The sequence below is a fragment of the Thermomonospora cellulosilytica genome (genome assembly GCF_014138835.1).
GTDB classification, from domain to species: Bacteria; Actinomycetota; Actinomycetes; order Streptosporangiales; family Streptosporangiaceae; genus Thermomonospora; species Thermomonospora amylolytica.
On sequence record NZ_JACJII010000001.1, the window covers coordinates 5,865,913 to 5,887,615 of the forward strand.

The following is a 21,703-nucleotide window of genomic DNA, read 5'->3' on the forward strand; positions in this document are numbered from 1 at the left end:
GGGCCGCCGCCGGCAGTGCGGTCCGATCGGGTCCCCGCATCGCCTCGAGTCCTTTCCCCGAGGGCGTGGACCGACGATGCCAATCGTTAATTCGCGTTCTCTTCGGCCCATCATATCAGGGCGGAATGAATTCCCGATGACGGGATCGCGGAAATGCCGTCACGATTTCCGTTCCGGGGCGTGCCGGGCGACGTGCTCGGCGAACGGCAGGATGCCGACCTCGGCGCGCCGGGCGTCCATCCGCTCGGGGTCCTCGCAGGGCCAGGGCACGGGGGCGCCGTCCCGCACCCCGGCGATCTGGGTGCCGTAGAGCTGCGGGCGGCCCTCGTTCACCCGGACCCGGTCGCGCAGGAACGCCAGCTCGCGGACCCCGGCCCGGCCCTCGGCCACCGCCCGCTCCATCAGCCGCAGGGCCCGCCGCTGCACCTCCAGCTGCCGGTCGGCGTGCTGGGCGATCAGCCAGGCGGCGCGCGCGGCCTCCGCGCCGACCTCGTCGGCCACCGGCCAGCCGTGCTCGTCCATGATCCGCATGAGCCGGTCGCCGTGCTCGGCGGTCAGCCGGCGCCATTCGAGCTGTTCGGCGAAGTCGTCGCTGAGCCCTTTGCGCACCGCGGCGTGGTCGGCCTCGGCCATGGCGACGAGTTCCTGCGCCAGTTTCTCGTTCATCGGGCACCCCCGTCCGATCCGGAATGGAACGGCGCCAACGTTAGCGGCGAACGGACCGCGGAAAATCATCCGGAGATCCGATGACATGCCGCATGCCGCGCGACGATAATGGATTCATACCCGGACGGATTCGGGCTTTCCCGTCGGCGGCACGCGCTCGCGGCGGTGCGGCGGCGCACCGTAGCGCATCGGGGGCGGCCGAAAGCACCGCCCGCAGCGGATCGAGAGCGTAGTGTTACGTTCGGTTGCACCACGGCGGCGGAGGGAGCGCCGCCCAGGGTGTGGAACGTGCCGTACGCCCGATCGCGGAACGGCATGGGAAGGACGGGGTGTGGCACACGACGGGGTTCACCGGAGGGCCTTCAGGGGCGACCCGGCCGAGCTGGCCGAGGTGCGCGCCTTCGCGTCCGCCGTGCTGCGCGGCTGCTCCGTCCAGGACGACGCCGTGCTGCTGCTCGACGAGGTCGCCGCCAACGCCATCGTGCACACCGACTCGGCCACCGTCGAGATCGCCCTGCACCACGTCGGGCAGATCGTCCGCGGCGAGGTCCACGACGTGGGCGCGGACTCGGTCCCGGCGCCCCGCCCCGACACCGCCGCCGACGGGGAGAGCGGGCGCGGCCTGCTCATCGTGGACCTGCTCGCCAAGCAGTGGGGCAGCCGCCGCACCGCCACCGGCCGGCTGGTGTGGTTCGAACTGCACGACCCCGGCTGCCCGGCCGGATCAACATCGGCGTAGCGCAGGCTTAAGCGCGGCTAAGCGCCCGCGGCCCCGCCCCTCCGGCGGTCTAGGTTTCCGAACGGACCCGCCGCCGCCCATCCCGATCACCGGAGGGATACCCGATGACCCGACGACGTGGAACGACCGTCCTCGCCGCCGCCCTGGGCGCGACGGGACTGCTCGGCCTCACCGCGGCCCCGGCCCTGGCGCACGGCTCGATGCAGAACCCGGCCAGCCGTTCGTTCACCTGCCGGCAGGAGAACCCCGAGTCGCCGACGTCGGCCGCGTGCAAGGCCGCCGTCGCCCTCGGCGGCACGCAGGCCATCTACGACTGGCACGAGGTCAACATCGCCGACGCCGCCGGCCGGCACCGGCAGATCATCCCGGACGGCAAGCTGTGCAGCGCGGGGCGGGACAAGTACAAGGGGCTGGACCTGGCCCGCGCCGACTGGCCCGCCACCCGGCTGACCGCCGGCGCCCGCCACGAGTTCCGCTACAAGGCGACCGCGCCGCACCGGGGCTCGTTCGAGCTGTACGTGACACGGGACGGCTACGACCCGACCAAGCCGCTGCGCTGGGCCGACCTGGAGGACCGCCCGTTCCTCACGGTGACCGACCCGGCGCTGGCGGGCGGCTCCTACACGTTCACCGGGACGCTGCCGCGGGGCAAGAGCGGACGGCACCTGATCTACGCGATCTGGCAGCGCTCCGACAGCCCGGAGGCGTTCTACTCCTGCTCCGACGTCGACTTCACCGGCGGTGCCGCGGCGGGCGGCGGCGGTGCGACGGCTCCGGCGGGGCGGCCGCAGAAGCCGTCCGAGGCGCCGCAGAACCCCGCCAGGCCCACGCCGGACTGCCCGGCCCCGGCCGAGCGGCGGCAGGGCACGAGCACCGTCCCCGTGGCCGAAGTGGACGCGCTCCCGGCCTCCGGCGACTCCCCCGTCCCGCCCGGCGGGTCGTCGCCGACGGCGCTCATGGCCTCCGCCGTCGGGGGCCTGCTGCTGGGGGCCGCCACGACCGCCCTGACTCTGCACCGTCGCCGGTACCACCAGGAGTGACCGGGACCGGGGCCGGACCGTAGGGACGTAGGGGGACGGCTCAGGCGAGGAGGGCGTCCAGGCGCGCGGCCTGGACGTCCCACCGCCAGTCCCGCTCCACCCAGGCCCGGCCCCGGTCGCCCATCGCCCGCGCCCGCCCGGGGTCGGCCAGCAGCCCCGCCACCGCCTCGGCCACCGCGCGCACCGAACGGCCGTCGACCACCAGACCGGTCTCGCCGTCGAGGACCGCGTCCGGCGCGCCCCCCGAGTTCCCCGCCACCACCGGCAGCCCGGTCGCCGACGCCTCCAGGTACACGATGCCGAGGCCCTCCACGTCCAGGCCGCGCCGCCGTGTCCGGCACGGCATCGCGAACACGTCGCCCGCGTCGTAGTGGGCCGGCAGTTCCTCCCACGGCACGCTCCCGGTGAGGAACACCGAGTCCACAACCCCGCGTTCGGCGGCGAGCCGCTCCAGCGCCGGCCGGTACGGACCGCCGCCGACCAGCAGCAACGCCGCGTCCGGCACCCGGCGCAGCACCGCGGGCCAGGCGTGGATCAGCGCGTCCTGTCCCTTGCGGGGCACCAGCCGCGACACGCACACCGCCACCGGCCGGTCCCCCAGCCCGTGCCGCCGCCGGATCTCCTCGCCCCCGCAGCCCCGGAAGAAGGTCTTCTCGTCCACCCCCGGCGCCAGCCGCGCCATCCGGGCCACCGCCTGCGGCGACAGCGCCGCCGCCATCCGGGACCGGGTGTACTCCCCCAGGTAGGTGAGCACGTCCACGCCGTCCCCGATCCGGCGCAGCACCCGCCGCGCCACCGGCAGCGCCGCCCAGCCCGCCTCGTGCCCGTGGGTGATCCCCACGAACCGCCGCACCCCGTGCCGCCGCAGCGCCGGGGCCAGCAGCCCGAGCGGGGCCGCCGCCCCGAACACCACCGAGTCGCAGCCCTCCGACCGGGCGATCTGCCCGGCCCGCCGCAGCACCGACGGCTCCGGCAGCATCAGTGACGTGGGGTGGCGCACCACCGGGAACGGCTGTGCCGCGTCGAAGGCGGCGTCCCCCTTCCACGCGGGCGCGTACACCACCACCGAGCCGGGGGGCCGGCGCACCGCCAGGTTGTGCACGAACGCCTGGATCCCTCCCGGCCGGGGCGGGAAGTCGTTCGTCACCACGAGCGTCTTGGTCATGTCGGCTCCAGCGTACGAACGAGCCCGCCACCGGTGGCGGTGACGGGCTCGTTCAGGAATCGGGCGGTCAGCGGGTCAGTTCCTTGCGGACGCCCGCGCCCTCCTCGACCTCGTGGTGCTCCTCGTGGTGGTCGTGCTCCTCCACGGGAACGTCGTCGAAGGTCCAGTAGCGGTGCAGCCGGCCCCGCAGGTGGCCCAGCGGGCCCTTGCTGCCGGGCGCGGGGATGCCGCTGTCGTCGACGGGCCGCAGGGCGGGGGACTTGTTCTCCTTGCTGAGGATGACCGCCCGCTCCTCCTCCGTCGGCGCCTCGTGCTTCTCGCTGAACGCGCCCTCCGGCGACATCAGGATGATGCCCGCCTCGACGCCGTGGTGCATGACGGCGGCGTCCTTGCGCTGCAGGCCCAGGCAGATCCGCTTGGTGATGATGAACGCCAGCACCGGGCCCACGAAGACCGCCACCCGGAAGAACCAGGTCGTGGCGAACAGCGACACGTGGAACCGCTCGGCGATCACGTCGTTGCCGCCGGCCAGCCACAGCAGGCCGTAGAAGGTGACGGCGGCCATGCCCACGCCGGTGCGGACCGGGGCGTTGCGCGGACGCTCCACCAGGTGGTGCGAACGCCGGTCCCCGGTGACCCACTGCTCGATGAACGGCCACGCCGCCGCGCCGCCGAAGATGATGCCGAGCGGCACCGTCGCCGGGATCAGCACGTTCCAGCTGATGGTGTGGCCGAACGCGGTGGTCTCCCAGTTCGGCATGATGCGCAGCGCGCCCTCCAGCACGCCCATGTACCAGTCCGGCTGGGAGCCGGCCGAGATGGCGCCCGGGTCGTAGGGCCCGAACAGCCAGATCGGGTTGATCTGGGCGAACGTGGCCAGCAGCGCCACCACCCCGAAGGTGAACAGGAAGTACGCGCCGGTCTTGGCCATGAACACCGGGTAGAACGGGTAGCCCACCACGTTGTCGTTGGTGCGGCCGGGGCCGGGCATCTGGGTGTGCTTCTGGTGCCACATGATCATCATGTGGGCGGTGACCAGCGCCAGGATGACGCCGGGGATCAGCAGCACGTGCAGGGTGAACAGGCGCGGGATGATCTCGCCGTCGGTGCCGTGCGGGAACTCGCCGCCGAACAGGAACATGTAGATGTAGGTGCCGACCACCGGGATCGACTCGGCGACGCCCTGGGTGATCCGCAGACCGGTGCCCGACAGCAGGTCGTCCGGCAGCGAGTAGCCAAACAGGCCCTCCACCATGCCCAGGGTGAACAGCCCGATGCCGATCAGCCAGTTCAGCTCACGCGGCTTGCGGTAGGCGCCGGTGAAGAACACCCGCAGCATGTGCGCGGCGATCGCGCACATGAACAGGATCGCGGCCCAGTGGTGCATCTGCCGCATCAGCAGGCCGCCCCGCACGTCGAAGCTGATGTGCAGGGTGGAGGCGTACGCCTGCGACATCTCCACACCGTTGAGCTTGGTGTAGGAGCCCTCGTACACCACCTCGTGCATGCTCGGCTGGAACCACAGGGTCAGGAAGGTCCCGGTGAGCAGCAGGATGACGAACGAGTAGAGGGCGATCTCGCCCAGCATGAACGACCAGTGGTCCGGAAACACCTTCTTCATGTTCCGGCGGAAGAAGGTGGTGGATCCGAGCCGGTCGTCCAGGAAGTTCAGCGGCCCGGAGACCGCCTTGGGGGGCGTGCTCTGCGTGCTCATCCGCGCTCCCAGAAGCTCGGACCGATCGGCTCGGGGAAGTCATCGGTGGCGATCAGGTACCCCTCGTCGTCGACCGACAGCGGAAGCTGCGGCAGGGGCCTGGCCGCCGGACCGAAGATGACCTTGGCGCCATCGGTGGCGTCGAACGTGGACTGGTGGCACGGGCACAGGATGTGGTGCGTGGTCTGCTCGTACAGGGCCGCCGGGCAGCCCACGTGCGTGCAGATCTTGGAGTAGGCGACGATCCCGCCCACGTGCCAGTTCTCCCGCCCCTTGACCGGCTTGAACTTGTCGGCGGGGACGTTGATCAGGATGGTGACCGACTTGGCGATCTCGTTCAGCGCGTGGTGCGACTTCTCGACCCCCTCCGGCAGCACCGTGATCATGGAGCCGGGAGTGGCGAAGTCGCTGACCCGCAGCGCCCGGTCGGTGCCGTCCACCACCAGGCGGACGCCCGGCCTGCCGTGCTTCTTGGCCTCCTTGACGGCCTCGCCCCAGAACGTGTGGCGCAGCCGCTTCTCCGGCAGCGGGCCGAGGTCGCGCAGCAGCACCAGCGGGGCCAGGCCCAGCGGGGCGGCGGCCAGCAGCAGGGTGCGGCGCAGCAGCGGCCGCCTGGTGACCGCGCTGTCGGCGGCCCCGGCCATGAAGTTGGTCTCGAACTCGGCCCGGGTGGCCTCGTCGGAGTGCAGGTTCCCGCGCTGCTGGACGATCTGCTTGCTGGTCATGAGCCGGCGCACCCAGATGGTCACGCCGATGGCCATGGCCAGCATCGCCACGGTCATGCAGGCGCCCAGGGCGTAGTTGGAGGCGCGCGCGTCGTCCAGGCCGTGCATGCCGTTGGGGCCCTGGGTCCCGCTCCACACGTACGCGGCGATGAACCCGACGCTGGCCAGCGCGGCGAGCAGGAAGAACGCCGCGACCACGCGCTCGGCCCGCTTGGCGGCGGCCTCGTCGAGCTCGGCGCCGGCGCCCTGCGGGGCGGGCTCGGACTCGTCGGTGGCCAGCAGCCGGCCGCCCTGGGTCGGGGTGCCGACCTTGCGCTTGGGCGACTGCTGTTCCTCGTGGACGGCGTCGCCGGGCTCCATGGGCTCGTTCGAGCCGGTGTTGTTGTCGCTCATGACTTCTTCAGCTTCTTGGGCTTCTTGGCGGTCAGCCACATCGCCGCCAGGACCAGCATCGACATGCCGACCAGCCAGCCGGTCAGGCCCTCGGCCACCGGGCCGATGCGGCCCAGGCCGTTACCGCCGGGGTTGGGCTCCTCGCGGGTCTGCACCACGTAGGCGATGATCGCCTTCTTCTGCTCCGGGGTCAGGGTGGTGTCGTTGAACACCGGCATGGCCTGCGGCCCGGTCAGCATCGCCTCGTAGATCTGCGTCGGGGTGACGTCGTCGTCGCTGAGCGGCGGGGCGTACTTGCCGCCGGTCAGCGCGCCGCCGGAGCCGACGAAGTTGTGGCACTGGGCGCAGTTGGTGCGGAACAGCTTGCCGCCGAGCGCGACGTCACCGCCCTCGGGGTCGACCATCGCGGCGCTGGGCACCTCGGGCCCGCCGCCCAGCGACTGGATGTAGTTGCGCAGGTCGGCCAGGTTCTTCTCGGCCTGGGCCTTCTGCTTCTCGGCCCGCTCCCGCTGCTCGGGGTCGTGGAAGTCGGTCGGGATGTTGGTGTTGAACTCCGGGATCGGCTCCTTGCGCGGCATCTGCGCGCCGGGGTTCATCGCGGGCATGCGGCCCGTGGAGACCTGGAAGTCGACCGAGGCCGCGCCGACGCCGATCAGGCTGGGCGCCAGCGGGCGGCCCTGGGCGTCCCGGGTGCCCTCGGCGTTGGGTCCGTGGCAGCTGGCGCAGTTCTTGTTGTAGAGCTGCCGGCCGTTGGCCAGGTCGGCGGCGGCCTGCGCGGAGTGGGCCGCCTCGGCAGGGTCGGTGCGCGGCGAGAATCCGGCGTAGATCGCCCCGATCGCCGCCAGGGCCGCCAGCACGACGGCGTAGCCCGCCCACGGGCGCCGTCGCCATGCGGTGAACCTTTTCACGGATATCCCCGTTCGGGTCATGTCGGTGGAAGTCGGGCAGAGGCTACAGGTCGAGCAGGTAGATCACGCCGAACAGGCCGATCCAGACCACGTCGACGAAGTGCCAGTAGTAGGACACGACGATCGCGCTGGTCGCCTGCTCGTGGGTCCAGCGCTTGGCGGCGTAGGTGCGGCCCAGGACGAACAGGAAGGCGATGAGCCCGCCGGTCACGTGCAGGCCGTGGAAGCCGGTCGTCATGTAGAAGACCGAGCCGTACGCCGACGACGACAGCGTCAGACCGTCGTGGGTGACCAGGTTGTAGTACTCGAAGATCTGGCCGCCCACGAAGTACGCGCCCATCAGGAAGGTGAGCACGTACCACTCGCGCAGTCCCCACCTGGCGACGTTGAAGATGCTGCCGTCACGCCCGACCTTGCCGGCCTCGGCCTTGAACACGCCCATCTGGCAGGTCACCGAGGACAGCACCAGGATGGTGGTGTTGAAGGCCGACAGCGGCAGGTCCAGCTCGGCGCCGGGCCACGCGTGCTGGCCGTCCTGGCCGATGGTCACCGAGCGGATGGTGAAGAACATCGCGAACAACGCCGCGAAGAACATCAGCTCGGACGACAGCCAGACGATCGTCCCCACGCTGACCAGGTTGGGACGGTTGGTCCGAGCGTGCGGAGTTGTTTGAATCGCGGATGCTGTTGCCACGGGCGACATTATTGCGGCACCCGGGGGTGGTCCCGCGCAGGACCCCCCGTTAGGGGGTCCGCCCGGCCCGGACCCGGTAGCCTTGCCTGCCATGAGCATCTCCCCGTCCGGGCCCGCCGCCGCCGACGGCGAAGCCCCCATGAAGGTCCTGGTCTACAGCGACGACGCCGACACCCGCGCGCAGGTGCGGATGGCGATCGGCCGGCGGCCGGCGGCCGACCTGCCGAGGGTGGAGTACGTGGAGGTCGCCACCCAGCCCGCCGTGGTGGCGCGGCTGGACGAGGGCGACATCGACGTGGCCGTGGTGGACGCGGAGGCGCAGCCGGCCGGCGGGCTCGGGGTCTGCCGGCAGGCCAAGGACGAGGTCTACGACTGCCCGCCGTTCGTGGCGATCATCGCCCGGCGCGACGACGGGTGGCTGGCGACCTGGTCGCGGGCCGACGCCGTGGTGAGCCAGCCGCTGGACCCGATGGCGCTGGCCGAGGCGGTGGCGGACCAGCTGCGGCGGCGCCGGGCCGCCCGGCTGCCGGTCCGCTAGCCCGAGCGGCCGAGCCCGGGCGGCGCCGTCCGCGGCCGCCCTCCGCATTGCCGACACCTACTCCTCGGGGGAACCCATGGACGCGCGCAGAACCTGGCCCGCACTGCTGAACGCCCTGCTCGACGGCGAGTCGCTGTCGGCGGAGGAGACGGCGTGGGCGATGAACGAGATCATGTCGGGCGAGGCCACCGACGTGCAGATCGCCGGGTTCGCCGTGGCGCTGCGGGCCAAGGGGGAGACGGTCGCCGAGGTCGCCGGGCTGGCCGAGGGGATGCTCGCCAACGCCACCCGGATCCGGGTCCCCGCCCCCGAGGGGGCGCGGATCGCCGACCTGGTGGGCACCGGCGGGGACCGCGCGCACACCGTCAACTTCTCCACCATGGCCTCGATCGTGGCCGCCGCGGCGGGGGTGCGGATCGTCAAGCACGGCAACCGCGCCGCCACCTCCTCCAGCGGGTCGGCGGACGTGCTGGAGGCCCTGGGGGTGGCGATCGACCTGCCGCCGCAGGCCGCCGTGCGGGTGGCCGAGGAGGTCGGCATCACGTTCTGCTTCGCGCCGCTGTACCACCCGGCGCTGCGGCACGCCGCCCGGACCCGGCGCGAGCTGGGCGCCCCCACGGTGTTCAACTTCCTGGGCCCGCTGACCAACCCGGCGCAGCCGCAGGCCTCGGCGGTGGGCGTGTTCCACCCCCGGATGGCGGGGATCGTCGCCGGGGTGTTCGCCGAGCGGGGCTCCTCGTCGCTGGTGTTCCGCGGGGACGACGGGCTGGACGAGCTGACCACCACCGGCACCTCGTCGGTGTGGGTGGTGCGCGAGGGCACCGCCGAGGAGGTCCGCTTCGACCCGGCGGACCTGGGGCTGCCGCGCTCCACGCCCGACCAGTTGCGCGGCGCGGACGCCGCGTACAACGCGCGGGTGGCGCGGGACCTGCTGGCCGGGGAGCCGGGCCCGGTGCGGGACATGACGCTGCTGAACGCGGCGGCGGTGATGGTGGCGGCCGAGGGCGCCCCGCCGGCCGCCGGGCTCACCGAGGCGCTGCGCGACGCCTACGCGCGGGCGGCCGAGGCGGTCGACTCCGGCCGGGCCGCCGCGCTGCTGGACCGCTGGGTCCGGGTCTCGCGGTCGCTCAAGGGCTGACCCGGGCGGCGGGGCCTGCTCACTCCTCGGGCAGCCCCAGGGAGAACGCGGCCTCCAGGTCGTGCTGGGAGTAGGTCTCGAAGGCGATGTGGGTCTCGGTGTCGCGGATGCCGGGGACCTTGTTGATCCGTCCGGGGATCACCTCGGCCAGCCGCTCGTGCTCGCGCACCCGGACCATGGCGACCAGGTCGTACTCCCCGGTGATGGAGTAGACCTCGCTGACCCCGTCGAGGGCGGCGATCTCCCTGGCCACCTCGTCGATCCGGGCGACGTCGGTCTTGATCAGCACGATCGCGGTGATCACTGCGCCTCCTGCTTCCTCGGTTGCGCAGGAAGCCTATCGGTGCGCCGGCGGGCCCCCGGAACTCACTCGGCGGCCAGCGCGACGGCCTTGCGGGTGGGGCCCGCCCGCCGTGCCAGGAGCGCGAACAGCACGCCCGCCACGAAGCCGTAGATGTGCGCGACATAGGCGACGTTGCTGTCCTCGTCCTCCAGGGACCACCACTGGATGACGAACCACAGCCCGAGCATCACCCACGCGGGCAGCCGGCTCACGAACAGCGGGGCGACGAAGCTGACGATCCGGCCGCGCGGGTTGAGGACCATGTAGGCGCCCAGCACTCCGGCGATCGCCCCCGACGCGCCGATCAGCGGGACCGTCGAGTCCGGTGAGGCGAGCGCGAACCCGTACACCGCCACCAGCCCGAACAGCAGGTAGGCCAGCAGGTACCGCAACCGTCCCAGCCGGTCCTCCACCCCCGCGCCCATGACGAAGAGCATGACCACGTTCCCGGTCAGGTGCAGCCAGTCGCTGTGCAGGAACATCGAGGTGAACGCGGTCACCCAGGGCACCTTGTCGTACGGCTGCACCAGGCACGGCCCGACCCGCTCCGGCGGCGCCTGCTGCTCGCCGGTGGTCAGCTCCTTGGGGACGGCCCCGTGCTCCAGGACGAACTCGACCGCGGCGCAGTCGCGGGCGTCGCCTTGGCCGTAGGAGGCGACGACCGAGGCCATCGGCGTGAACAGGAAGATCACCACGTTGACCGCCACCAGGAGGTAGGTGACCACCGGGGGGCGCCGGGCGGGCTGGCTGTCGTACAGGGGCAGGGCCACGCGCTCACCTTAGTGGCCGGCCGCCCCGGCGCACGCGGTCCTCGGGCTCGACCGGGGCGTAGGCGCGGTCCAGCCACTCCCGCAGGCTCTCGGCCCCGTGCACCGGGCAGATCCAGTCGCCGTCCACCTCGACCAGGCGGGTGCCGGGCTGGTCCAGCCAGCGCAGCACGCACTCGGTCTCCTCGGGGAGCGCGCTGCCGGCGGGACCGGGCCCGGGGAAGACGGTCTCGGAGGTGGCGATCACCGCGTCGACGTAGGGCCACACGTTCGCGCCGGGCGGGATGGTCCCGGTGCCGGCGAGCCGCCCGTACCGGACGACCGCCAGCTCCCAGCCGCCGCCGAAGGCCGGCCGCGCCGCGACGAGCTGGGCGCAGCGCGACAGGGCGGCCAGCCGCTGGCCGCGGGCGGCGGCGCGGACGAAGGCGGCGAGCCGGTCGCGCTGGGCGGCGGCCTCCTCGTAGCGCATCTCCACGGCCAGCCGGTCGATGCGGACCTGGGCGGCGGCGACCACGGGCCGGACGTCGCCCTCCATCACCGTGCGGGCGGCCTCGACGTGGCGGGCGTACGCCTCGGGCGGCTCGCGGCCCTCGCAGGGGGCGCCGCAGCGGCCGATCTCGCCCAGCACGCAACTGCGCGCCCTGCCCCGTTCGACGAGGCGGGGCGTCAGCCGCTGGGTGCACTGCCGCAGCGGCACCGCCTCGTGCAGCGCGGCGCGGGCCTCCTCGGCGACCCGGGCGGAGCCGAAGGGCCCCAGGTAGACCGCGTCGTCGTCGCGGCACTCCCGGACGATCGACAGCCGCGGGAACGGCTCGGACAGGGCCAGCTTGAGCCACAGCGCCCGTTCGGGGAACTTGGACCGCCGGTTGTAGCGGGGCTTGTGCTCGGCGATCAGCCGCAGTTCGCGGACCTCGGCCTCGAGCCCGGTGGCGCACACGATGGGCCGGACCCGTTCCGCCAGGCCGACCATCTCGCGGATCCGGCGGCGGGTCTCCGAGGCGGTGAAGTAGGAGCGGACGCGGGTGCGCAGGTTGGTGCTCTTGCCGACGTAGAGCACCTCGCCGCGGGCGTCCTCGAACAGGTAGACGCCGGGGGCGGCGGGCATGCCGTCGGCCAGGTGCCGCTTGCGCTGCTGCTCGGGGCTGGGGGTCTTGGCGAACGCCCGCATCTCCTCCAGCGACTGCACGCCGAACGAGCCGAGCCGTTCGATCAGCCCGTGCAGCACGTCGACGGTGGCCCGGGCGTCGGCCAGGGCCCGGTGGCAGGGCTCGGTGGCCGAGCGGAAGTGGCGGGCCAGCGTGCCCAGCCGGCAGTTGGGCACCTCGTCGCGGGTGAGCACCCGGCGGGCCAGGTCGGCGGTGTCCACGACCGGGAACGCCGGCCAGGCGTACCCCTGCGCGGCGCAGGCGGCCCGCAGGAAGCCGACGTCGAACGGGGCGTTGTGGGCGACCAGCACGCAGCCGCGGGCGAACTCCAGGAACGCCGGCAGCACCGCCTCGATCCGCGGCGCGGCGGTCACCATCTGCTGGGTGATCCCGGTGAGGGCGGTGATGAACGGCGGGATCGGCCCGCCCGGGTCGACCAGGGTGGCGAACTCGCCGAGCACCTCTCCGCCGCGCACCTTGACCGCGCCGATCTCGGTGATCGCCGACTCGGCGGCCGAGCCCCCGGTGGTCTCCAGGTCCACCACCACGAAGACGACGTCCGCCAGCGGGGTGCCCAGGTCGTCCAGCGTGCCCTGCACGGCCTGCCGCACGGCATGCTCCGCCCCGTCGGATGTCATGGCGGGCACGGTAGCCCACGACGACGACATTTCAGTCCGGTCACCCCCGCTCCACGGCCGTACCGGGGGCTCTAGGGTGGATACGTACGCTTGTGCGTTTGCGATCGTTCCACGCGTGGAAGGCCCGTGGGACGCCGCCGCGCGCGCCGAATCGCCGGTCGGGAGCCTGGGAGGAGCACGATCATCGACAGCGGCCCGGAGACCCCGGGGGCGGACCCGCCCGAGCGGCTCGGCGGCCCGCTCCCCGAAGCGGTGCGCCAGCAGGTGGTGGAGGCGGCCGCGGAGCTGATCGGGACGCTGCCGGTGGACCGGATCCCGCCCACGCTGCGCCCGTTCGCCCGGTGGGAGCGCCGCAAGCGGGCCCGGCACGCGGGCCGGCACATCGCCCCGGTGCTGGAGAAGGACGCCGAGTTCCGGGCCAAGGTCGCCGACCGGATGCGGGAGACCGAGCCGGAGCTGGCCGCGGCGGTGGAGGCGGGCACGGTGCCGCCGATCGCCGACCCGGTGACGGTGGCCGCCATCGCCTACCTGCTGCGCCCGCCCGGCTGGCCCCGGCTGGTCGAGGCGGCCCGGGCGGAGCTGGAGCGGTCGGCGGACGCGGCCGAGGGGGCGGCGCTGGAACGCCGGATCGCCGTGCTGCAGCAGGAGCTGGCCGCGGCGCGGGCGGCGCGGACCGCGGAGCTGGACCGGCTGCGCGCCGAGCTGCGGCACGCCAAGGCGGAGATCTCCGACCTGCGCCGCAGGCTGCACGAGGAGCGGATGGGGCACAAGGCGGCGCGGGAGCGGGCGGGCGAGCTGGCCGCCGAGGCCGAGCGGGAGCGCGCCGCGGCGCGGGAGGCCTCGGCCGCGGCCGACAAGGAGCTGCGCCGGCTGCGCGCCCGGCTGGCCGAGGCCGAGGCGGCCGCCGAGCTGGCCCGGCGGGCCGCCCGGGAGGGCCGCAATGTCGACGACGTGCGGCTGCGGATGCTGCTGGACACCCTGGTCGACGCGGCGCAGGGGGTGCGCCGGGAGCTGGCGCTGCCGTCGATGATCGACCGGCCGGCCGACGCGGTGGGCTCGGCGGACCCGCACGGGCCGGCGCACCGGGCGGTGCCCGGCCGGGCGCTGTCGGACCAGGACCCGCGGCTGCTGGACCGGCTGCTGACGCTGCCCCAGGTGCATCTGATCATCGACGGCTACAACGTCACCAAGACCGGCTACGGCGAGCTGCCGCTGGCCGACCAGCGCAACCGGCTGGTGCGCGCGCTGGGCGGGCTGGCCGCGCAGACCGGCGCCGAGGTGACCTGCGTGTTCGACGGCGCCGAGCTGGAGGCGCCGGTGCCGGTGAACCCGCCGCGCGGGGTGCGGGTGCGGTTCAGCCGGCCGGGACAGACCGCCGACGAGCTGATCGGCGAGCTGGTGCGGGCCGAGCCGCCGGGCCGGCCGGTGGTGGTGGTCTCCTCCGACCGGGAGGTGGCCGACGCGGCCCGCCGGGCGGAGGCCCGTCCGGCCCCGTCCACCCTGCTGCTGCGCCGGCTGGGCCGGGCCTGAGCCCGTCGGCCTGGAACTGCTGACGAACCGTGATCATGCAGGGACGTATGGTGACATCGTCTTAATTGAGCCTGAAAGAACGCACGTATCGGTTGTGACCGGTGTTGCCCCTCGCTAACGTGATCCGCCGACAAGGGTGGAAGAGAGGGGCAAACACGACCGTGGCCAGCGACAGGACCCGCCGATTCTGGGCAGCCGCCTGCCTCACCGTGGCGACGACGGTGGCGCTTCCCGTCGCCACCGTTCACGCCGACCCCACCCCCTCGGCCGCATCGGTGCAGAAGAAGCTCGACAAGCTCAACAAAGAGGTCGAGCAGCTGGTGGAGAAGTACAACCAGGCCGAGGAGGACCTCAAGGCCGCCAGGGCCAAGCTGAAGGCCGCCCGCAAGGCCGCCGCCGCCGAGCTGGCCGACTTCGAGAAGGCCCGCACCCAGATCGCCCAGATGGCCGCCGAGGCCTACAAGAACGGCGACATGGACGTGGCCAGGTTCGTCGGCACCGGCGACCCGCAGGCCGTTCTCGACCAGTCGGCGATCTTCGCCCACCTGTCCCGCAACCGCAGCTCGGAGCTGGCCACCTTCCTGGCCGCCGCGCAGCGGGTGCAGCGCCAGCAGGGACAGGCGCAGCAGGCCTATGACGACGTCAAGCGCCGCACCGACGAGCTGCGCGAGCAGAAGCAGAAGGTCGAGAAGGCCATCGCGCAGCAGAAGGCGCTGCTGCGCCGGATGGGCGTCACCCAGGACCGGCCGGGCAGCGTGGGCGGCACCTACACCGGTCCGGCCAGCGGCTCGGCGCGCACCGCGCTCAACTACGCCTACGCGCAGCTGGGCAAGCCGTACCAGTACGGGGCCGAGGGGCCGAACTCCTTCGACTGCTCCGGCCTGACCATGCGCGCCTGGGGGGCCGCGGGGGTCAGCATCCCGCGCACCACCAACTCGCAGTACGCGGCCACCCGCCGGGTCTCCCGGTCCAGCCTGCAGCCCGGCGACCTGGTGTTCTTCAACAGCCTGGGGCACGTGGGGATGTACGTGGGCGACGGCAAGATGATCCACGCGCCGCGCACCGGCAAGAACGTGGAGATCGTCGACATCACCTCGGGCTACTACGCCTCCAACTACTACGGCGCCGGGCGTCCGTAGCGCCCGCGACCCGGTCGGCGAAGGCTCGGACCGCCCGCGCGTGCGGGCGGTCCCGTGACCGGGGAATGCATCCGCCCAGACCTGCTGTTTACCTCTGTACAACCTGGGACGGACATCCAGCAGGGTCTCGTGACCCACGTCATGTCCGGTTTGCGGATGATTTGCCTTGAGCCGGGTGTTTGGTACCTTATGACGGACAGCGGCGCCCCTCCATGCGTCGCAGCGGCGACGGTGTCCCCCAGACGCCGTGCCTGCACCGGCCGGTCCGGCCTCGGCCCGCCGTGATCCACACGGCCGCCACCGGATCCGTCCGGTCCGCACAATCAGGAAACTCGTCAACGAGGCCGCGTACGCGGCCACGCCGAGTCCGTCCGATCCTCTCCCCGAGGGACGCGGCGCGCCGGTCGACACCGGTCGCCGGGCCCGCACAGAGGACGACGGAGCCGGGGACCCACCTATACCTGGGGTGAATCGGCGCACCTGTCCCGGATGACTCCGGGACGAGGAGCACCGTAGGGCGACTTCCAGCCCGAACCCGTCAGCTAACCCGGTAGGCGTCTGGAAGAAGGAGTCACCCCTGTCCAGCAACGCTGTCATCAGCCTCACACGCAAGGCCAAGCTCGCGGGCGGCGCCATCGCTGGCACGCTCGCCCTGACCCCGGTCCTGGTCCTGGCGACCGCGACCCCGGCACAGGCGCCGACCGGCACAGTGCCGAACCTGGCCGAGCGCGTGCACACGACGTCCGTGCAGAACCACCAGGTCGCGCCCGACGCGGCGGGCCATTCCGGCGCACGGACCGTCATCCCCTGACAGGGCGCGCGAGCGCCCGGGCCTGACAGGCCCCGCGCCGTTCCGGCGCACACAGACCCGTAACCCCGGCCCGGCCGCAGGCCGAGCCGTGCCCTGAACCGCAGGGCGATCTTTTCCCACACACCCAGACGGGCGTCCGTCCATGGGCGTCCGCCGCCGAGTCCGCATGCCCTCATGCAGGGGCTGCGGAGCCGGGGACCCACCTTTTCCGGGGTGAATCGGCCGTGCGCGGCCGTAGGGCGACTTCCAAGCCCGAACCCGTCAGCTAACCCGGTAGGCGGCATGGAAGCAGAGGAGCACATGCCGTGGCAGGCAAGCGTCGTTTCGACCGTCTCACCCGCATCACCGACACCGTCAACACCATCCCGGGCCTGACCCGCCTGGCCGAGGGCTTCCGCTCCCGTCAGGGCGCGGTCGCCGGCGCCCTGGTCGCCGGCGCGGTGGCCACCACCGGGCTGACCATCGCGACCCAGGCTCCGGCCGAGTCCGCCGTCCGGGCCGCCTCCCCGGTCAACGTGTTCGCCGACGAGGGCGACCGCTCCGAGGGCAGGGGCGAGGGCGAGGTGACCGCCGAGAAGAAGGCCACGGCCGAGGACGTCATCAAGATCGCCAAGAGCCAGGTGGGCATCGGCGAGGACAGCGCCGGCAAGAGCAAGTACGGCGAGTGGTTCGCCACCACCGACCGCGCCGTGCAGACCGTCAAGCGCGACGGCGGCAGCAACCCCAAGGTCTATGAGGACGCCGCCTGGTGCGCGATGTTCCTGGCCTGGGTCGCCGACAAGACCGGTGACAAGGACGTGCTGGGCGCCGACCCGTACACCGTGACCTACGCGGGCTCGTTCGAGGACCAGGGCCGCTGGGGCACCAAGGCCAAGCCGGGCGCCATCGTCTTCTTCGACTGGGACGGCGGCAAGAGCATCGGCGGCATCGACCACGTGGGCCTGGTCACCGAGGTGCTGGACAACGGCAAGGTCAAGACCGTCGAGGGCAACATCTCCAACCAGGTCGTCTCCAAGGTCCGCACCCCCGACACCATCGTGGGCTACGGCTACCCCGAGTACGCCGGGTGACGATCCCCCGCGGCGACGCCGCACCCGTGACCGGTCAATAGGATCACCGGCATGGCCGACGGCACATCGCATCCTCTGAGCACCGGCCGGCGCGTGACGCGCCGGCCGGTGCTCGTCGTTGTGCCCCTGGTCGCCGTCCTGCTCGCCGGGGGCCTGTGGACGGTCGCCCGGGACGGCGGGTCCCCGGCGCCGGCCGCCACCGCCACGGGCGCGCCCGTTCCCCCTCCCGACGTCCGGGCGGTGGAGACGATCCTGCGGAACCGGGCGCGCGCCGTCCGGGAACGCGACCGGGCCGCCTTCCTGGCCACCGTGATCGGGGCCTCCGAGGCGTTCCGCGAGTCGCAGCGCCTGCTGTTCGACAACCTGATGCGGCTGCCGCTGGAGTCCTGGCGGGAGGAGACCGCCTCCCCCGTCCCCGCCGCCACCGGCGACGGCGGCGCCACCCTGAAGCTGACGCTGCGCTACCGGCTGCGAGGATTCGACGAACGCGAGGTCACCCGCACCCGCTACCTGACGTTCGCCCCCGGCGAGGGGTCCGGCTGGCGGATCGTCGGCGACGGCGTCCGCAACGGCCTGAGCGACGACGCCGACATCTGGGACGGCGCCCGGATCGCCGCGGTGCGCGGCAGGCACAGCCTGGTGATCGGCGCGACCGGCGGGCTGGAGGAGATCGCCGGCCGGCTCGACGCCGCGGTGCCGCGGATCACCGAGGTCGTGGGGGACCGCTGGGCGCGCCGGGTGGTGGCGCTGGTCCCCGCCGACGACCAGCGGGCCGCGGCGCTGGCCCCCGGCAACCCCGTGACGAACATCGCGGCGCTGGCCGTCTCCGGTCCCGCCGGGGAGGACCGGATCGTGATCGCCCCCGGCACGTTCGGCAGGCTGAACGCCCTCGGCCGCGAGGTCGTGCTGACCCACGAGCTCACCCATGTCGCCACCGGAGGCGCCCGTGACGGCCGCACCCCGCTGTGGCTGATCGAGGGCCTGGCCGACTACGTCGGCTACAAGGGGGCCACGGTGCCGGTGCGTTCGGCGGCGCGCGAGCTGGCCCGGGAGGTGGCGGCCGGCCGGGTGCCCGAGGCGCTGCCGGAGGCCGCCGACTTCGACGGGCCGGACCGGCTCCCCCAGGTGTACGCGGAGGCGTGGCTGGCCTGCCGCATGGTCGCCGAACGGTACGGCGAGGACGCGCTGGTGGAGCTGTACCGGGCGGCGGGCCGCCGGTCCCAGGAGGCGGCGCTGCGCTCGACGCTGGGCGTGGGCACCGCCGGCTTCACCGCGATGTGGCGTGACTACCTGCGGAAGGAGCTGGGATGAGGCGGGCCCGGACGGCGGCGCTGATCACGGCGGTGGTGTTGCTGGCGGCCGTGGCCGCGGTGCTGGCGGCGACCACCCCGTGGGATCCGCTGCCCGGCGACGTCCCGGGCGGCGCGGTGCGCCCCGATCCCGCCCGCGACTTCTCCCCCGTCGAGCTGGCCCGGTCGGCGGCGTTCGACCGGGCGATCAACCCGCCCGCCTACGCGGGGCTGCTCGCCGGGCTGCTGGTGGCGCTGCTGCTGGGCCTGACCCCGCTGGGGGCGCGGCTCCTGGGCCGGTGCACCGGGTGGGTGCGGTGGCGGGCGCTGCGGCCCGCGGTGGCGGTGATCGTGCTGACCACGCTGCTGCGGCTGGCGGCCCTGCCGTTCTCGATCTGGCGGGAGGGCGTGCTGCGGCGGTACGGGCTGTCCACCCAGAGCTGGCCCTCCTGGCTGCTGGACCAGCTCAAGTCGCTGGGGCTGACCTGGGTGATCTGGACGGTGGCGGTGCTGCTGCTGTTCGCGCTGGCCCGCCGGTTCCCGCGCTACTGGTGGACCGGGGCCGCCGCCGGCGGGTTCGCCCTGGTGGTGGCGGTGTCGTTCGCCTACCCGCTGGTGGTGGAGCCGGTGTTCAACCGGTTCACCTCGCTGCCGGCCGGTCAGCTGCGCACCGACCTGCTGCGGATGGCCGAACGCGACGGGGTGCCGGTCGAGGACGTGCTGGTCGCCGACGCGTCCCGGCGGACGACCGCGCTGAACGCGTACGTGTCCGGGTTCGGCTCCACCCGCCGGATCGTGGTGTACGACACCCTGCTGAAGTCGCCGCCGGAGCGGATCGAGTCGATCGTGGCGCACGAGCTGGGGCACGCCGAGCGGGGCGACGTGCTGTACGGCACGCTGGTGGGGGCGCTGGGCGTCTCGGGCGGCGTCTGCCTGCTGTTCCTCGCGCTGACCTCGCCGCGGCTGCGCCGCCGGGCCGGGCTGGACGAGGACGGCCCGGACGGGGCGGGCGGGGCGGACCCCCGGCAGGCGGCGCTGCTGCTGGCCGCCGTGGCCGTGCTGGCGCAGCTCGGCGGCCCCGTGCAGAACCTGGTCAGCCGGCACATCGAGGCCCGCGCCGACGCCCACGCCCTGAACCTGACCCGCGATCCGGCCACGTTCGTGTCGATGCAGCGCGAGCTGTCGGTCCGCAACCTGTCGGACCTGCGCCCCGGCCCGGTCGAGTACGTGCTGTGGTTCACCCATCCCAGCGGGCCCGAGCGGATCGCCATGGCCCGCACCTGGGCCCGCCTGAACGGGATGCCCGAGCCGCCGGGCCGGTGACCGGGCCGTTCAGCCGCCCCGGGTGGCCGAGGGGATCGCCGCCGACGGTGACGGCGACGGCGCCGCGGGCGGGCGCCGCGCCTGCCACCTCGGCCGGACGGGGGTGCTGCCCTCGGGGCCGGCCATCACGGACTGCCCGAGGGCGCTGCCGGCCACCCACTTGCGCCAGCCGAGCTGCCAGTAGCCCCAGCCGTTGTCCGGCTCGAGCTCACGGTCGGTGCCGGTGACCGTGTAGGGGTCGCCCCGGTAGCTGAAGTTGTAGAACCAGCGGGCCGCCTCGGGCGCCATGTTGACGCAGCCGTGGCTGACGTTGGCGCGTCCCTGCGAGCCGACCGACCAGGGCGCGGCGTGGACGTACTCGCCGCTGTTGGAGATGCGGACCGACCAGTAGACGGTCTGGCGGTAGTAGTCGGGGCAGCCGGGCGGGCAGCCCACGGTGGACGAGTCCATGATCACCGGGTTGCCCTTGTCCATCGTCAGGTGGACGCCGTTGGTGGTGGTGTACTTGCGGAGCGTGCCCTTGCCCATGCTGATCGGGAAGTCCCTGATCTTCCTGCCGTTGCGGTAGACGACCATGCGGTGCGTCCTGGCGCTGGCCACGCTGGTGTGCGCCTCCCCGATCCGGAACCTCAGGTCCAGGTCCTGGGTGGCGTAGCCGTCGCGGACCGCGCGGACGCCGTTCAGATGGGCGATCAGCCGCACGTTCGTGTGGGCGGGCCAGTACCTGCGGGGCCGGAACACCACGCTCTGGTCCTCGGCGAACCAGTGCCAGGCCCCCTCGACCCGGCGGCTGGAGCGCACCTCCAGGGCCCGTTCCACGGCCGCCTTGTCGGTCACCGGGCGGTCGAACCGCAGGATGATCGGCATCCCGATGCCCACCGTCTCGCCGGGGTTCGGCGCCTCCACCGACGCCTCGATCCCCTGGGCGACCCTGCGGGTGGTGAACCGGCTGGTGACGGTGCGGGTCCGCCCGTCGCGGCCCATGGCGGTGGCCACCACCTCGTAGCCGGCGCCCGGGGTGAGCGCCCAGCGCGATCTCCACTCGCCGCGGTCGCCGCTGAGGGAGCCCTCGACCTGCTCGCCTCCGGACCGGACGGTGACGTTCTGCAGGGTGCCGTCGTGCACCCGCACCACGATGGGGTTCTCGGGCGGCACCCCGGTGGCTCCGTGCGGGACCACGCTGAGGCCGATCGGTAACGGCCGGACCGGTTCGGCGTCGTCCCCGCTGCAGCCGGCCGCCGCGACCGCCAGCGTCGCCGCCGCGGCCATCGCCCCGGCCGTGCGGATGGGCCGCCTGCCTTCCGGATTCCGGACGCCACCGTTCACGTCTCAACCCCCGTGCCTCGCCGGGCGGCCGCGTTCGGTGAATGCCCGCCGGGGCGGGCCATCCGATTCGCCCCGTCATGTCACGCAGCTCACCCGATTGGATGGACGGGTCAATTATGAAGGGGGCCGATGTCCGGCGGTAAGCGGACACCGGCCCCCTTAGGAGACCTTTTGCCTAAAACGAACCGTCAGTGCTGGAAGTGGCCCCGGTAGTACTCGAAGACCAGCCCGACGCAGCTCATCAGGGTCGCCGCGACCCCGAAGGCCACCAGCCACCAGCCGAACACGAAGCCCAGCGTCACGGCCGCCGCCGACAGCGCCAGGAACAGCGGCCACCAGCTGTGCGGGCTGAAGAAGCCCACCTCACCGGCCGCCTGCACGATCTCGCCGTCGGGGTCGTCCTCGTACAGCGGGCCGTCGTTGGCCTTCTCCAGCCGCCGGACGGTGAAGTGGATGTAGAACCCGATCAGCCCGGCCAGGCCGACCGACAGGGCCAGCGCGGTGGTGCCCGTCCACTCCTTGGACCACAGCCAGTAGACGACGTCGGTGACCAGGAAGAAGATGGCGCACCCGTAGAACATGAACGCCTGAACGCGCATCGG

At 73.1% G+C, this 21,703-nt stretch carries 20 protein-coding genes and 2 riboswitches; of the genes, 9 read left to right on the forward strand and 11 right to left on the reverse strand.

The genetic code is table 11. From position 1 onward, the window contains the following. Nucleotides 1-159: 159 nt before the first annotated feature. Complete coding sequence (locus tag HNR21_RS27675; protein WP_119729669.1) at nucleotides 160-666, reverse strand: DUF6624 domain-containing protein; 507 nt, start codon at nucleotides 664-666, stop codon at nucleotides 160-162. A gap of 331 nt (nucleotides 667-997) precedes the next feature. On the opposite strand from HNR21_RS27675, the gene HNR21_RS27680 reads away from it, so the two are divergent. Beyond that, nucleotides 998-1,405, forward strand: coding sequence for an ATP-binding protein (locus HNR21_RS27680; RefSeq protein WP_157995975.1), 408 nt, complete (start codon nucleotides 998-1,000; stop codon nucleotides 1,403-1,405). Between the two features lie 104 nt (nucleotides 1,406-1,509). Beyond that, nucleotides 1,510-2,445 (forward strand): lytic polysaccharide monooxygenase auxiliary activity family 9 protein, encoded by a 936-nt coding sequence (locus HNR21_RS27685; RefSeq protein ID WP_119729667.1) that lies wholly within the window; start codon nucleotides 1,510-1,512, stop codon nucleotides 2,443-2,445. A gap of 40 nt (nucleotides 2,446-2,485) precedes the next feature. Here HNR21_RS27685 and HNR21_RS27690 read toward each other — a convergent pair whose 3' ends face one another. The 5 genes from HNR21_RS27690 to ctaE all read right to left on the reverse strand — a co-directional run bounded on the left by HNR21_RS27690 (nucleotide 2,486) and on the right by ctaE (nucleotide 8,053). Further along, entirely contained in the window at nucleotides 2,486-3,610 is a 1,125-nt protein-coding gene (locus HNR21_RS27690; RefSeq protein ID WP_182707503.1) for a glycosyltransferase family 4 protein, read from the reverse strand. Between the two features lie 67 nt (nucleotides 3,611-3,677). Beyond that, nucleotides 3,678-5,324, reverse strand: a complete 1,647-nt coding sequence (gene qcrB / locus HNR21_RS27695) for a cytochrome bc1 complex cytochrome b subunit (protein ID WP_119729665.1) — start codon at nucleotides 5,322-5,324, stop codon at nucleotides 3,678-3,680. Continuing rightward, a complete protein-coding gene (qcrA, locus tag HNR21_RS27700) occupies nucleotides 5,321-6,442 on the reverse strand; it encodes a cytochrome bc1 complex Rieske iron-sulfur subunit (RefSeq protein WP_119729664.1) in 1,122 nt (373 codons plus the stop codon). Before qcrA ends, qcrB begins: the two co-directional genes overlap by 4 nt. After that, the gene (gene qcrC / locus HNR21_RS27705) at nucleotides 6,439-7,350 is read right to left on the reverse strand and encodes a cytochrome bc1 complex diheme cytochrome c subunit (RefSeq protein WP_119729663.1); all 912 of its coding nucleotides are present in this window, start codon (nucleotides 7,348-7,350) and stop codon (nucleotides 6,439-6,441) included. Before qcrC ends, qcrA begins: the two co-directional genes overlap by 4 nt. A 43-nt stretch (nucleotides 7,351-7,393) precedes the next feature. Further along, nucleotides 7,394-8,053, reverse strand: coding sequence for an aa3-type cytochrome oxidase subunit III (gene ctaE, locus HNR21_RS27710; RefSeq protein ID WP_119729662.1), 660 nt, complete (start codon nucleotides 8,051-8,053; stop codon nucleotides 7,394-7,396). Between the two features lie 82 nt (nucleotides 8,054-8,135). Here ctaE and HNR21_RS27715 point away from each other — a divergent pair, with 82 nt between their 5' ends. Both HNR21_RS27715 and trpD read left to right on the forward strand, forming a co-directional pair. Then, nucleotides 8,136-8,582 carry a type 2 periplasmic-binding domain-containing protein gene (locus HNR21_RS27715; RefSeq protein ID WP_246442348.1) on the forward strand — a complete coding sequence of 149 codons (447 nt, stop codon included), beginning with the start codon at nucleotides 8,136-8,138 and terminating at the stop codon, nucleotides 8,580-8,582. 76 nt (nucleotides 8,583-8,658) lie between these two features. Beyond that, entirely contained in the window at nucleotides 8,659-9,720 is a 1,062-nt protein-coding gene (gene trpD, locus HNR21_RS27720) for an anthranilate phosphoribosyltransferase (protein ID WP_119729660.1), read from the forward strand. A 19-nt stretch (nucleotides 9,721-9,739) separates the two neighbouring features. On the opposite strand, the gene HNR21_RS27725 is transcribed toward trpD, so the two are convergent. The 3 genes from HNR21_RS27725 to HNR21_RS27735 all read right to left on the reverse strand — a co-directional run bounded on the left by HNR21_RS27725 (nucleotide 9,740) and on the right by HNR21_RS27735 (nucleotide 12,613). Further along, on the reverse strand, nucleotides 9,740-10,024 hold the full coding sequence (locus HNR21_RS27725; RefSeq protein WP_119729659.1) for an Lrp/AsnC family transcriptional regulator: 285 nt from the start codon (nucleotides 10,022-10,024) through the stop codon (nucleotides 9,740-9,742). A 62-nt stretch (nucleotides 10,025-10,086) separates the two neighbouring features. After that, the gene (locus HNR21_RS27730) at nucleotides 10,087-10,833 is read right to left on the reverse strand and encodes a rhomboid family intramembrane serine protease (RefSeq protein WP_119729658.1); all 747 of its coding nucleotides are present in this window, start codon (nucleotides 10,831-10,833) and stop codon (nucleotides 10,087-10,089) included. Between the two features lie 4 nt (nucleotides 10,834-10,837). Beyond that, nucleotides 10,838-12,613 (reverse strand): DEDD exonuclease domain-containing protein, encoded by a 1,776-nt coding sequence (locus tag HNR21_RS27735; protein WP_220500320.1) that lies wholly within the window; start codon nucleotides 12,611-12,613, stop codon nucleotides 10,838-10,840. A 126-nt stretch (nucleotides 12,614-12,739) separates the two neighbouring features. On the opposite strand from HNR21_RS27735, the gene HNR21_RS27740 reads away from it, so the two are divergent. The 5 genes from HNR21_RS27740 (at nucleotide 12,740) to HNR21_RS27760 (ending at nucleotide 19,775) form a co-directional block, all read left to right on the forward strand. Beyond that, nucleotides 12,740-14,143, forward strand: a complete 1,404-nt coding sequence (locus tag HNR21_RS27740; protein WP_119729656.1) for an NYN domain-containing protein — start codon at nucleotides 12,740-12,742, stop codon at nucleotides 14,141-14,143. Nucleotides 14,144-14,304: 161 nt separating this feature from the next. Then, nucleotides 14,305-15,282, forward strand: a complete 978-nt coding sequence (locus HNR21_RS36455; protein WP_312881342.1) for a C40 family peptidase — start codon at nucleotides 14,305-14,307, stop codon at nucleotides 15,280-15,282. Nucleotides 15,283-15,687: 405 nt separating this feature from the next. After that, nucleotides 15,688-15,854: riboswitch (cyclic di-AMP (ydaO/yuaA leader) on the forward strand. A gap of 383 nt (nucleotides 15,855-16,237) precedes the next feature. Next, nucleotides 16,238-16,389: riboswitch (cyclic di-AMP (ydaO/yuaA leader) on the forward strand. Between the two features lie 9 nt (nucleotides 16,390-16,398). Further along, nucleotides 16,399-17,163 (forward strand): CHAP domain-containing protein, encoded by a 765-nt coding sequence (locus HNR21_RS36160; RefSeq protein WP_119729655.1) that lies wholly within the window; start codon nucleotides 16,399-16,401, stop codon nucleotides 17,161-17,163. Nucleotides 17,164-17,214: 51 nt separating this feature from the next. Continuing rightward, a complete protein-coding gene (locus HNR21_RS27755) occupies nucleotides 17,215-18,474 on the forward strand; it encodes a hypothetical protein (RefSeq protein WP_182707505.1) in 1,260 nt (419 codons plus the stop codon). Next, entirely contained in the window at nucleotides 18,471-19,775 is a 1,305-nt protein-coding gene (locus tag HNR21_RS27760) for a M48 family metallopeptidase (RefSeq protein WP_182707506.1), read from the forward strand. Before HNR21_RS27755 ends, HNR21_RS27760 begins: the two co-directional genes overlap by 4 nt. Nucleotides 19,776-19,784: 9 nt before the next feature. On the opposite strand, the gene HNR21_RS27765 is transcribed toward HNR21_RS27760, so the two are convergent. Then, complete coding sequence (locus tag HNR21_RS27765) at nucleotides 19,785-21,101, reverse strand: L,D-transpeptidase (RefSeq protein ID WP_312881344.1); 1,317 nt, start codon at nucleotides 21,099-21,101, stop codon at nucleotides 19,785-19,787. A 188-nt stretch (nucleotides 21,102-21,289) separates the two neighbouring features. Further along, entirely contained in the window at nucleotides 21,290-21,700 is a 411-nt protein-coding gene (locus HNR21_RS27770) for a cytochrome c oxidase subunit 4 (protein ID WP_119729651.1), read from the reverse strand. Nucleotides 21,701-21,703: the final 3 nt, after the last annotated feature.

Coding starts and splice junctions, on each gene's coding strand:
- HNR21_RS27675 (WP_119729669.1), bottom strand. CDS start 666: ATGAACGAGAAACTGGCGCAGGAACTCGTCGCCATGGCCGAGGCCGAC.
- HNR21_RS27715 (WP_246442348.1), top strand. CDS start 8,136: ATGAGCATCTCCCCGTCCGGGCCCGCCGCCGCCGACGGCGAAGCCCCC.
- HNR21_RS27735 (WP_220500320.1), bottom strand. CDS start 12,613: ATGACATCCGACGGGGCGGAGCATGCCGTGCGGCAGGCCGTGCAGGGC.
- trpD (WP_119729660.1), top strand. CDS start 8,659: ATGGACGCGCGCAGAACCTGGCCCGCACTGCTGAACGCCCTGCTCGAC.
- HNR21_RS27755 (WP_182707505.1), top strand. CDS start 17,215: ATGGCCGACGGCACATCGCATCCTCTGAGCACCGGCCGGCGCGTGACG.
- HNR21_RS27685 (WP_119729667.1), top strand. CDS start 1,510: ATGACCCGACGACGTGGAACGACCGTCCTCGCCGCCGCCCTGGGCGCG.
- HNR21_RS27770 (WP_119729651.1), bottom strand. CDS start 21,700: ATGCGCGTTCAGGCGTTCATGTTCTACGGGTGCGCCATCTTCTTCCTG.
- qcrB (WP_119729665.1), bottom strand. CDS start 5,324: ATGAGCACGCAGAGCACGCCCCCCAAGGCGGTCTCCGGGCCGCTGAAC.
- ctaE (WP_119729662.1), bottom strand. CDS start 8,053: ATGTCGCCCGTGGCAACAGCATCCGCGATTCAAACAACTCCGCACGCT.
- qcrA (WP_119729664.1), bottom strand. CDS start 6,442: ATGAGCGACAACAACACCGGCTCGAACGAGCCCATGGAGCCCGGCGAC.
- HNR21_RS27690 (WP_182707503.1), bottom strand. CDS start 3,610: ATGACCAAGACGCTCGTGGTGACGAACGACTTCCCGCCCCGGCCGGGA.
- HNR21_RS27760 (WP_182707506.1), top strand. CDS start 18,471: ATGAGGCGGGCCCGGACGGCGGCGCTGATCACGGCGGTGGTGTTGCTG.